The organism is Romboutsia faecis, assembly GCF_014323405.1.
GTDB lineage: Bacteria > Bacillota > Clostridia > Peptostreptococcales > Peptostreptococcaceae > Romboutsia_E > Romboutsia_E faecis.
Genome location: NZ_JACRWE010000008.1, coordinates 11,901 through 24,288, shown reverse-complemented (window position 1 = coordinate 24,288; position 12,388 = coordinate 11,901). Strand labels below are relative to the sequence as shown.

General features: G+C 27.6%; 11 protein-coding genes. 3 read left to right on the top strand and 8 right to left on the bottom strand.

The genetic code is table 11. The annotated features are described in order from the left end of the window. Nucleotides 1-199: 199 nt before the first annotated feature. The 4 genes from H8923_RS13995 to H8923_RS13980 all read right to left on the bottom strand — a co-directional run bounded on the left by H8923_RS13995 (nt 200) and on the right by H8923_RS13980 (nt 3,911). The gene (locus H8923_RS13995; RefSeq protein WP_153972560.1) at nt 200-1,360 is read right to left on the bottom strand and encodes a M20 family metallopeptidase; all 1,161 of its coding nucleotides are present in this window, start codon (nt 1,358-1,360) and stop codon (nt 200-202) included. 125 nt (nt 1,361-1,485) lie between these two features. Continuing rightward, complete coding sequence (locus H8923_RS13990; protein ID WP_153972559.1) at nt 1,486-2,298, bottom strand: hypothetical protein; 813 nt, start codon at nt 2,296-2,298, stop codon at nt 1,486-1,488. Between the two features lie 33 nt (nt 2,299-2,331). Beyond that, entirely contained in the window at nt 2,332-3,006 is a 675-nt protein-coding gene (locus tag H8923_RS13985; protein ID WP_153972558.1) for a hypothetical protein, read from the bottom strand. A gap of 86 nt (nt 3,007-3,092) precedes the next feature. After that, nucleotides 3,093-3,911 (bottom strand): hypothetical protein, encoded by an 819-nt coding sequence (locus tag H8923_RS13980; protein ID WP_153972557.1) that lies wholly within the window; start codon nt 3,909-3,911, stop codon nt 3,093-3,095. A gap of 174 nt (nt 3,912-4,085) precedes the next feature. Here H8923_RS13980 and H8923_RS13975 point away from each other — a divergent pair, with 174 nt between their 5' ends. Beyond that, entirely contained in the window at nt 4,086-4,814 is a 729-nt protein-coding gene (locus tag H8923_RS13975; RefSeq protein WP_153972556.1) for a hypothetical protein, read from the top strand. A gap of 58 nt (nt 4,815-4,872) precedes the next feature. Here the strand turns inward: H8923_RS13975 and H8923_RS13970 are convergent, their stop codons facing one another. Further along, entirely contained in the window at nt 4,873-6,135 is a 1,263-nt protein-coding gene (locus H8923_RS13970; protein ID WP_153972555.1) for a cytosine deaminase, read from the bottom strand. Between the two features lie 54 nt (nt 6,136-6,189). Next, nucleotides 6,190-7,449, bottom strand: coding sequence for a cytosine permease (codB, locus tag H8923_RS13965; protein WP_153972554.1), 1,260 nt, complete (start codon nt 7,447-7,449; stop codon nt 6,190-6,192). A gap of 529 nt (nt 7,450-7,978) precedes the next feature. Here codB and H8923_RS13960 point away from each other — a divergent pair. Beyond that, a complete protein-coding gene (locus H8923_RS13960) occupies nt 7,979-8,278 on the top strand; it encodes a (2Fe-2S)-binding protein (RefSeq protein ID WP_153972553.1) in 300 nt (99 codons plus the stop codon). Between the two features lie 63 nt (nt 8,279-8,341). Here H8923_RS13960 and H8923_RS17405 read toward each other — a convergent pair whose 3' ends face one another. Further along, complete coding sequence (locus tag H8923_RS17405; RefSeq protein ID WP_153972552.1) at nt 8,342-9,154, bottom strand: GH25 family lysozyme; 813 nt, start codon at nt 9,152-9,154, stop codon at nt 8,342-8,344. Between the two features lie 115 nt (nt 9,155-9,269). Next, the gene (locus tag H8923_RS13950) at nt 9,270-10,355 is read right to left on the bottom strand and encodes a putative NPN-dependent ornithine cyclodeaminase (RefSeq protein ID WP_153972551.1); all 1,086 of its coding nucleotides are present in this window, start codon (nt 10,353-10,355) and stop codon (nt 9,270-9,272) included. Nucleotides 10,356-10,616: 261 nt separating this feature from the next. Here H8923_RS13950 and H8923_RS13945 point away from each other — a divergent pair, with 261 nt between their 5' ends. Further along, on the top strand, nt 10,617-12,320 hold the full coding sequence (locus tag H8923_RS13945; RefSeq protein ID WP_172976744.1) for an ABC transporter ATP-binding protein: 1,704 nt from the start codon (nt 10,617-10,619) through the stop codon (nt 12,318-12,320). The last annotated feature ends 68 nt before the right edge of the window (nt 12,321-12,388 follow it).

Genomic DNA, 12,388 nt, shown 5'->3' with positions numbered 1-12,388 from the left:
TTTTACATTTTTATATTAAATATTATATTTATATACTATTCATAAGTAAAATTAATAATTATAATGGTATTGATTAATATTTTTAATATATTAGTTCATACATTATTTGTTTATTATCTCCAAATATCAGTATAAAATAAAAAGCTATATTCTATTTTTTAGAATATAGCTTTTTATCAATATTAATATTTTATAATTATTAATTTAGATACTCAATTGCATATTGTGCATGAAGTGCTGCACCTATTTCTAATGAATCCTCATCTATATCAAAGTTTCCATGATGATTAGGATATATGCATCCTTTGCTTTCATTTTTTGATCCAACTAATGCTATTACACCCGGAACGATATTTAAGTACTCCGACATATCTTCTCCTATAGTCAGCTTAGGCATAGAGTTTATTCCATCTTCTCCTAATATCTTTTTTACTGCTTCTTTTGCTAGTTTTGAGCATTCTTTATTATTGATAGACACTGGCATTCCCCAAGTATATTCTAAGCTAGCTTCTGCTCTATATGTTTGTGCTGTATGGTTTATTATTCGTTCTATAATTTTAGGGATTTCTTCTCTTAATTCAGGATTAAAGCATCTAGATGTTCCCTCTAAAACTGCTTCACTCGCTATAACATTAAATCTTGTTCCTGATTTTATTGATCCAATACTAATTACTACTGGATCTATTGGATTTATTTCTCTACTTGCTATTGTCTGTAAATTCATTACTATTGCAGATGCAACAACAACAGCATCTATACCTTGATGTGGTAGAGATCCGTGTCCACCTTTTCCTTTTACTTTTATTTTAAAAATATCTGCTGCAGACATTACGGGACCTTCTTCAACTGATACCTTACCACATTCTAAATCTCCCCATAGATGCATTCCAAATATACTATCAACACCCTCAAGAGCTCCTTCTTCTATCATAGCTTTCGCTCCCTGAGCTACTTCTTCAGCTGGTTGGAAAATTAATCTTACTGTTCCACTTATATCTTCCTTAATATCATTTAGTAATTTTGCTGCTCCTAGTAACATAGCTATATGACCATCGTGCCCACAAGCATGCATCATGCCATCTACTTTAGACTTATAATCAACATCATTCTTCTCTACTACTGCAAGGCCATCTATATCAGCTCTTAATGCTATAGTTTTTCCTGGTTTACTTCCTTTTATTGTACCTATAACACCTGTAGTTGCAACTGATTTATAAGATATCCCCATTTTTTCTAATTCTTCTTTTATTTTTTTAGAAGTTTTTACCTCTTCATTGCTCTTTTCAGGATATTGATGAAAGTATCTTCTCATTTCTACTATATAATCTTTATATTTTTTTATTTCTTCTCTTATATCCATTAAATTAATCTCCCTTTTATCAAATTAGTTATTATATTTATAATACCATTCTAAGCACATACATTTAAATAATTTTATAAATTATTTAAATGTATGTATTCAGTATTAATTCTCATTTTTATATTCTATCTTTTAATAAAGCTAGATATCTTACAAGTAGGTATTCCATAATATAAAGTAGGAGTAAGTGCATCTGAGAATATAGCTATATTATTATCTACTGCTACTAAGAATAAATTAGTTAATGTTGCTGCTTTAGACAAAGTTTCATTTGTACTTATTTGAAGTGTGTCTTTTAATCTAAGAGTATATGTTCCTCCAAATCCGCTAAAACATAAGGCTTCTGCAATTTCTTCGTTGCATTCACAAGAACATTTTTTAATAAATTTAAATGTCTTTTTAATATCCTGATTTTGATTATTAGGCTCAAAGCTAAATGCTATAAGAGATACAGCGCATAAGGATGTTACTATATTACTTGATTTTACTATTTCATTACATATCGATGCATTTTGTATTTGTATTAAATTTATAAGTGATATAAGTGGTGTAGATGCTGGATTTGGTGTAAATAAGTTATTCTGCTCTATTATTAGATCACCATATAAATATGCTTGTATTGAAGTTATTGTTGTTTCTAGTGATCTAGTCTGAATAAAATCTAGTAATTTTCTTACTCCTTCTACACAACATTCTTTTATAGTATCTTTTTTACAACAACACATATTTACACTTAAATTACTCGTATTATTGCTAGTATTTCCCGAAGAACTTCCGCCTTGAGAAGTACTTCCTTCTATATTGGGACTTGTAGAATTATTTACCGTTATTGGATTGTAGTCTGGTGGGCAAGTTTGATAGTCACATCCTAGATTAGAACTACAAGAGCACCCACTACAACTTTCATATTCACTACCGTATCCATTATAATTATTCATATTGACATCTCCTTATTGATAATAAATTTCTTATTATGACTTACAACTAGAGTTATTTTTTATATAATAGTGATCACAATAGTCATTTAAATAATCTAACTTTTTATATATGCACATTCTAGATGTTGTACAATTAATAATATTTTTTGAAGCTATTTCTAAAACCAAATATGCTAGTTCTGATACTTCTCTTTCAAATTCTACTATCTCCTCTGCTAAATCGTAAATAACACATTCTAGAAGTTCACATTCACAGCATAAATCATGTTTACATAAACACTCTATATTATTTATCTTAGATATAATATCGGCTATTAATTTTATTATTTTAAATAGCAAAATTAATACTTTAGGTACTAAATCACAGTCTTTAAATTTCAAACACTTAAGTTGACACAATATTCCTTTTAAGTTATCTAATATACATTCAAATCTATCAATTTGTACTAAATACTCATAATTCTTTTTCCAACAAGTACATTCCTCTATTTTTGAAATAGTCTTTATCAATAATGTTATTAAATTTATACATTTTGCTTTATCACAATTTTTATCTCTTTCTTTGCAAAAATTTTCTTTTAGTAATTCATTTACTAAGTTATTTACAAGCATTTCTTCTTTTTTTAAATAATTATCTTTACAAAATAAATTAAACTTTATATCATTTAATATTTCATAAATAACTCTTAAGTTATGATTATCATTCAATTAAATTTCCCTCCTAGTCTAGTAAAAGATATGTCCCCGTATAAATAGTTTATCTATATTGAGACATACACTTTTATAAGTTCTATTTACTTCTTACAGCAACAACCTCCGCAATTATATGGTCTATTAAATCCTCCATTATTCATCATATGAGGTGGACAAATCGGTCTTAATTTTTTAGGTGTAGATTGTGTTGTATAGCAAGGTGTGCACATTTGCATATCACATGTTGCAAATCCAACTACTATTGCACTTAATTCAGGAATTAATCTTTCAAGTTCACATAAATTATTTATAAAATCACATAATAAACATTCAAATAATGAAGCAATTTCCTTATTTCCAGTTGATGCATTTATATTACATCCTGAATAATATATTAAAACTGCAAGCTTAGAAACTGCAGAAATTAATTCAGTTAATATTTGTAACAGCAAACATAATAAATCTCCTATTATTTCTGGGCATTTATTGTTGCAACTTACAGAGTCTATTCTTGTACTTAGAGATTCAACTAGGCATAAAAATCTTTCTAGCTGTGCAGCGAATGCATGATTTATATTAGGTGTGTTAACTAATGTACATCTAATTGTTTGAAAAAGAATAGGTAGTAATCCTTTTGTATCATTTGGATTAGAATTTATATCTATTAAATCATTTTTTATTTGTGTCCATTGTACGCAGTTAAAAACTTTTGCATTTCTATTATCAGTTTCCTCAGAAGTTGTACAGTTACAATTATCGTCAGTAGTATCAAAAGGTGTTCCAGGTAATTCATTTGTTAATATCTTGTCATTTATAATATAAAGCAAACCTTCAGTAACATATTCTAAATTTCCTACATATTGTCTTTTATATTCTCCACAATTCATCGGTGTATTAGAATTTATACAATCAAAACTCAATTTAAATCACTCCTTAATAATTTATAAAGAGACACTCCCTCTTTGTATCAGTATATGCGTTACCTCATATTTTGACATTATCATTCATATTTTTCATAGTTATTTTATTTTCTAAAATAACTTTTTTATCTTATTGTCATATTATAAATATATACTTAATAGGAGGGAATATTTGTGGATATACAGCAAAGTTCTAACATCATAATATGTCCTTTCAAGGTAAATAAAATACTTGATAGTACTACCACTATAAATAAATTAAGCTCTAATTTACCTATAAAATTTGATATTCTAGACAACTGTACTTTACCTTGTAATGCTAGAATAGAAATACTAGAAAGTAAATTAGAGTACGATATATGTAAAATAAATAAAGAAATACTTGTAAACGGGCATAAATTGAAAATTAAGTCATCTTCTCTTAAAAGTTCATTTTATATAGATAAAAATTATGTAAATATAATTGAAGAAAGTTGTAATGATTTACTATTAAATATAACAGAGTGCCTTAATATAGAATTTCAAATAAGTGTAAGAATAAAGGCAGTAGCTCATGTTAATAAAAATCAAAAAATATCTATTGAAGCTTTAGGAAAAACTAACGATTCTATTCAGACTATATTGATAAGCAATGTTTATGTACCTAATTATAAATGTAATATGGAAAAAGTTTTTATAGATTTTGAAAATGGTATAAAAATATGTTCAAGTCCAGAATATATTTTTTTATCTCCAATATACGACTATAATTGTAATATGAATGCTTTTTTAGGAAATGTATTTTTAAATTATTGTATAAACTTAAATTTGTTGTCACTTTTACCTACTAATATTTCATTATTTAAAAGATCTTTAGAAAATAAATTTACTGACATTAATACTAATAATGCTATTTTCTTTTAAATTTATAGATAAAAAAGCTGTTCTAAATAATTACTATTTTTTTAGAACAGCTTTTTTATTACTTTTTAAAATCTACTATCTCTTTTTTACCAAAATCTATTGTTGTTTCACTTAAAGTAGTATGTGCTATAACTCTACCTTCTCTTATTGAGTAATGTATAGGTACTTGTCTTCTTATAGCATCATATCCATTTTCAGCAGGTAGTATTATCATATTACCTGGCTTTCCAACTTCTATCCCATACTTATCTTGTATATTAAGTGTTCTTGCACTGTTGTTTGTTATTAAATCTATTGATTCATTTATTTGACTATATCCCATCATTTGACATACATGAAGTCCCATATGAAGAACTTGTAACATATTACCTGTTCCCATCGGATTCCAAGGATCAACTATATCATCATGACCAAAGCATACATTTATTCCTGCTTCTACCATTTCCTTTACTCTTGTTATACCTCTTCTTTTTGGATAAGTATCAAACCTACCTTGAAGATGTATATTTACAAGTGGATTTGCTATGAAGTTTATTCCGCTCATTTTTAAAAGTCTAAATAATTTATAAGTGTATGCTCCATTATATGAGTGCATAGCTGTTGTATGACTTGCTGTTACCTTATGTCCCATGTTGTTTTCATATGCTCTAGCTGCAAGTACTTCTATAAATCTAGATTGCTCATCATCTATTTCATCACAGTGAACATCTACTAATACATCATACTTTTTAGCAAGTTCAATAATCTTATTTATACTTTCTACTCCATACTCCCTTGTAAATTCAAAGTGAGGGATAGCTCCTACTACATCTGCTCCAAGCTTTAATGACTCCTCTAATAATTCAAACCCATTAGGGTATGAAAGTATACCTTCTTGTGGGAAAGCAACTATTTGTAAAGTTACGTAGTCTTTTAATTCTTCTCTTAATTCTATCATAGCTCTCATTGCTGTTAGCTCAGGGTCTGTAGTGTCTACATGAGTTCTTATAAATTGTATTCCGTTAGCAACTTGCCACGTTATAGCTTTTCTTGCTCTTATTTTTACATCTTCTATACTTAAAAACTCTTTTCTTTCTGACCAGCGCTCTATTCCTTCGAATAAAGTTCCACTTTCATTCCACTTTGGCTCACCAGCTGTTAATGTTGTATCTAAGTGGATATGAGGTTCTATAAATGGTGGAACAACTAAAAATCCATTTGCATCTATAACTTCTTCATTTTGAACATCTATATTGGCTTCAATTTTAGTTATTATCCCATTTTCTATTAATATATCTACTAAGTTGTCATTATTTCTTAATTTTGCATTTTTTATTAACATATTTATCCTCCTAAGATACTAAAAGCTATTTTTAAATTTATTATTTAGATTTAATTATGCAGCTATTTTATCTTCTAACTCTTGTCCTTTTTTAGAAGTTAATTTAGTTAAAACTACATAAGTTAATATCGCTGTAGCTACTGAGTTTATAGGTGTTATTCCAGGTATTGTATACGCTCCTACAACTCCTGCTATCCATGCTATTATAGCATTTATATTTACTATTTTAAATCTTGCTGATTTAAACTCTGCATATTTTCCTTTGTTTATTATAAAATAATCAGCTATTATTACTGCTCCAGTTGCTGGTATAAATGAGTTTAACATATTTAACCATTCCATAAAGTTATTATATAAGAACATTGCAAGTAATGTACCTATAATACCATTGATTATAACCATTCTACTTTTTGGTTGCTTTGTTATATTTGCAAATCCAAGACCTGATCCATATAAAGCATTGTCATTAGTTGTCCATATATTAAGACCTAATATTATTATTGCTGGTATTATTAATCCTTGTGCAAACATTACTTCTGATATGTCAGCATGTCCTGTAGCCATAGCTCCGATTGCACCAAATGCTAACATTAAAGAGTTTCCTATTAAAAATGCTATTACTGTAGTGCTTACTGCTGTTTTTTTGCTATTTGAGAACCTTGTAAAGTCTGGTGTTAGTGTACCACCACTTATAAATGTTCCTACAACTGCTGCAAGTGCTGCACTCATAGTAATTGTCCCACTTGGCTCTATTGCAAGTAATCCTGCTAATCCACCCACATCAGCTATAGCTTTTCCTGCTGATATACTTCCAAGAACTGCAATTGATGGAACTGCTACCATACTTAATATTGTAAGTGACTTCATTCCAAAGAATGCTGTTGCAGTCATTAATAATCCTGATACTATCACTAACATCCATACATTCATTCCTGTTACTTTTGCTACTGGTATTGCAAACATTGCAACCCCTACTCCAAACCAACCAACTTGTGTCGCTGATACTAAGAATGATACAAGATATGAACCTTTTTCACCAAACGAATATCTTGCAAGTAAGTGTGTTGAAAGTCCTGTATCTCCAGCCATATAAGCTAGAAGCCCTGTATATATACATAATATGATATTTCCAAATAATACTGCTTTTACAAAGTCTCCCATTTTAAGACTTGTACCTAAATCTCCTCCTGCTAGCATACTTGCTGAGAAGAATGCAAATCCTAGCATAACTACTAACATTGAGAAAAATCCTTTTTTAGCATTTTGAGGTATTGCCTCTAACGAATAGTCGTGATCTTGATGTTGTTTACTCATGTTGTCTCTACCTTCCTTTTTAGTACCTAAAAAGAAAAGCTCCCTGCAAATGCAAGGAGCTTAGAAGTTTTATTAAGATAAAATTATATTTAGTATTGCTCTTAACTACCATTAAATTTAACTAGATATAATTAATCTCAATTTTACTTATTTTTCTGCCGAAATCCTTGCCAGTTTCTCTGAACTGAATTAAAGGTACTATATAAATTTGTTATACTTAATTTATCATGACTGTCGATTTTTGTAAATAGTATTTTCTAAATTTTTTACATTTTATAATTTATATTTCAACATATACTACTAGTCCTTCATCATTTTTAACTACCACTGAAGTTGTTATATATAATTTAACTTCTGGTACTATGGCAATTACTTTTTTTATTAATTACTATATCCTAATATTATTTCTGCTAATTATTGTATACACCATGGTAAGAATAGATAAAATATAATTGAATATTATCTAAAAATCAACACAAAATAATACAGTTAATAACTATCTAAATAATAAAATTATGGAGGGAAAATAATGGCTATAATAACTGACGATTACATAAAAATAAGAAATGCAATGGCAAATGGTGCTCGAACTATAGAAGATATAGAAAATATGACTAACATAACTGTTGAAGATGATAATCATGCAAAAGAAATACAATCAATACTTGAAAATGCGTGTAGATGTAAGAATGTATCTATTGAAGAAGTCGTAAATGCTGTTAAAAACGGAGCTGATACTGTAGAAAAAGTTTCTAATGCAACTTCAGCTGGTACTGGTTGCGGTAGATGTAAAGGACTAATAAATAATATAATCGATAATAAAAGATAATAAAAAACTCTAGTCTTATAACTAGTAATCTTGGTTATATGGCTAGAGTTTTTTATATTTATATTACTTTATTTTCTTTATTTTCAAAATTTGATTTACATATATTAAATTAACATTAGATATTTTATTTAAACTTGCTATACTACTTACTGTCGTATTATATGTCTTAGCTATTTCTGACAATGTATCTCCTGGCTTTACTTTATAATTTATATATTCTTCTTTTTTTATACTGTCATCTATTAGATTTTCATCAGAATAATCTTCATTTTCTAACAATATATCCGATGTAAATTCATCTAAATCTACGTTTCCTGGCATACCTCTTACACTACCTGATTCTGAATACTGAAATCCTATCCAATTGTCCCATATACCATTATTTCCAGGAGTTTTAACTCCATAATGTGCTACCCATAATGGATAAACATTAATTTTTTTGTTGAAATTTTCTTTTATAAAGTAAGTATATGTGTATACTACCACATCTAATCCTGTAAGCTTTTTAACTTCCTCTAGAAATTTTATACATAAATTCGTTATAGTTGATTTACTTAATCCATTACTAACTTCTATATCCAAAGCTAATCTACAATTTGATTTATAGCCTTTAATTGTATTTACGAAGTGATGAGCTTCTTCAAGTGCATCTGATTCATTACTTGGTCTAAAAAAATGATAAAATCCAATTAATAACCCTTGGGCTTTCGCATTTTTATAATTAGTATTAAGCATTGGATCTACATAACTTTTTCCCTCACTAGCTTTTATATAAACTATATCAATTCCACTATCAGAAACACTTTTATAGTCAATATTTCCTGACCAGTGGCTTACATCTACACCTTTATAATTTTTTGAATTTCTACTTTGCATAAATCATATTATCCTTTCTAGTAACAATGTCACCAGTATATAATATGATAATTTTGAAAAATAGTTTATAAAAAATACATACTTAATTGCTTCTTTAAATTAGTAGATTATATAGTTATTCTAAATTATCAGCTAATCTTTGTAAGAAATCTTGAGCATTAGAAATCATAGTTATAACCTCTAAACTTCCTCTATCTCTTAATTTATTAACAGCAAACTCAGAAGTATCTATAGTATAAAAATACAATGGTCTTACTTTGCCATCAACTACTCTAAATGAAGGAGTCATATTACCAGTAGCTATTGTATGTAATTGAGTTGCCATGCATATTACTGTTGTTGCTTTTCTTATATGCTTTCTCATTTCATCTTGTGCCTGGTATACATCTCCTATTACTATTGGAAGAGGTCCATCATCTCTTATAGATCCACCTAATACTACTGGTACATTATTCTTATAACATGATTGAATTAATCCAGAACTTATATTCTCTTCTTCTATTAATTTTTGTACTGAACCATATTTCCTTGCTTTATTTAATAAATCTAAATGACAATAGTGACCATTTCTTATAGACTCTTGAGTGTATATATCTTGTCCTAGTGCAGTGTGATATATTCCAGCCTCTAAGTCATGAGTTGCTACTGCATTTCCACCTAAAAATGCATCAACGTACCCAGAATTTATTAACTTAGTAAGGGAATTTCTAGCTCCTTCTGAAAATACTGCAGCTGGACCCATTACCCAAACCACATATCCATTTTCTTTTTCATGTTTTAAAAGTTCATATAGTTTGTCATAATCCATAGTTTGAGAAGTTTCCCTTGACCTTCCTCCCCTAAAAGCAAAAACATCCTTATCTTGTACTTCTTTTTCAAATCCTGATGTATGTAAGTATATCCCCTCACTAGCATCTTCTGTTCTTCCTACAATTACTTTATCTCCAACTCTTAAAGCTCTAAATTCTACTATTTCTACTTTTCCTTCAAAGTTAATTCTTGGAACACAGTCCATTCTTGTTTCTTCAGCTAATATCCATTCTCCATTTATTTTGAAGTATTCTGGAAATATAGACATTGCATGATAATTATCTGGTGCTACTCCATCTTTTTCAACTATCTTGTACTCTGCATTTGGTGCAGATAAAAATATTTCTTCATCAAATTTTGGATGATTATATTTTGGAAGTTTAAACTCCATCTATCTTTCCCCCTTGGTAGTTATTTCTATCTTTTTTAATTATATCAATTTTCATATCATATGCATAATGTTTACAATGATTTAGAAATTCTATCTATTTAAATAAAAATACTATTATAAACTAACTCTATTTGCTCAAAACATTTTGTAATAAGATACATTTTATATATAATTATATATATCGTAAGTAATAAAGTATATCTACTTTTATTATTTATTATTCTTTTCAATAAAAATATGTTAATAAACAATGGAGGTATTATGAAAAAGTTTTGGAATTACATTTTCAAATACAAACTATTATTTTTTGCCAGGATAATTACTATATCCTTAGCAGCTTTATCAGTTATAGCTTTTGACTTTATAATGGGATTTATAGTTGATATTTTTGCAAATGCCGAAATCCATAAGTTTGTACCAATTATAATAGCAAGTATTGCACTTATAATAATCTTATTTATCACGGAATATATAGATGGATGTGTCATGTCATCATATATAAAAAACACTGTTAATTATCTTCGAACAGATATTTTCTCTAAAATACTTAATAAAGATATAAAAGATTTTTCTCTAGATAATAGTGGTAAATATATATCTATTCTTTATAATGATTTAAAAATAATTGAGGATAGCTTACTGAATAATATATTCCAAGTTATTTCATCTTTTATATCCTTTACAATCTCTTTGGCATTTTTATTTTCAATAAGTCCAACTATTGTAATCTTTATAGCAATATTTGGTACATTAGGGTTTGTAATACCTAACGCACTTTCAAAAAAATTAGTTATTGAAAAAAATAATTTTTCTAATAATTTAGAAGATATAACTTCAGTTACTAAAGATTTATTTTCTGGCTTTGAAGTAATAAAAGGGTTTAATATAGGACATAGAATTAATACAATATTTAAGAATTCTTCTAATGCAGTTGAATTTAGTAAGAAAAAGTGTTCTATTCTAGAAGCTATAATCAGAGGATTTTCACTTTCATTTAGTGTAACTATCTACTTAGGAGTTCTAATTTTAGGTGGTTATCTTATGAATAAGGGAGAGATTTCTGTAGGTACTGCAATAATAATTATTCAACTTAGTACTCACATTGTAGGACCTGTAAAGATTAGTATTTCTTTAATAAACCAAATAAAATCTGTATCACTTATAGTAGATAAAATAGATGATATACTTTCTGATTCTTCGAGTGATATTGAAGAGCTTTCATTGAAAAAATTCGAAAAAAATATAGAGGTAAAAAATCTAAATTTTTCTTATTCAGATGAAAGAAAAGCTTTAAATAATATTAATATAAATTTTGAAAAAAATAAAAAATATGCTATTGTTGGAGAAAGTGGTTCTGGTAAGAGTACATTAATAAAGTTGCTTATGAGATACTACAAAAACTATACTGGTGATATTTTAATTGATAATAAAGACCTTCAAAAAATTTTTAGTTATGATTTATATAAAAATATTTCTATGATCCAACAAAATGTATTTATGTTTGATGATTCAATAAAGGAAAATATAAAACTATACTCAGATTATAGTGATGAAGAAGTGCTAGAGATTTGTAACAGATCTGGGCTTTCAAATTTAATATCATCACTTCCTAATGGAATAAACTCATCAGTTGGCGAAAATGGTAATAAGTTATCTGGCGGAGAAAAGCAAAGAATTGCTATTGCACGTTCACTTATTAATAATACTAATCTATTAATTTTAGATGAATCAACATCTGCTTTAGATAATGAAACTGCTTATAATTTAGAATCTTCATTGTTATCTATTAATGATTTAACTTTAATTGTAGTTACTCATAAACTTATAAAAAATATATTAGTTTCTTATGATGAAATAATCGTAATGAAAGATGGTATGATAATTGAAAGAGGTAAATTTGATGACTTAATTGATCTTAAAGGATATTTTTATAGTTTATATTACCTTCAAAATGAGAAAGTATAAAAATATATATTGATAAAGCATTCATTTACATGCAAAAGTTCTACCCCCCAATAAGATTAGATATTTTA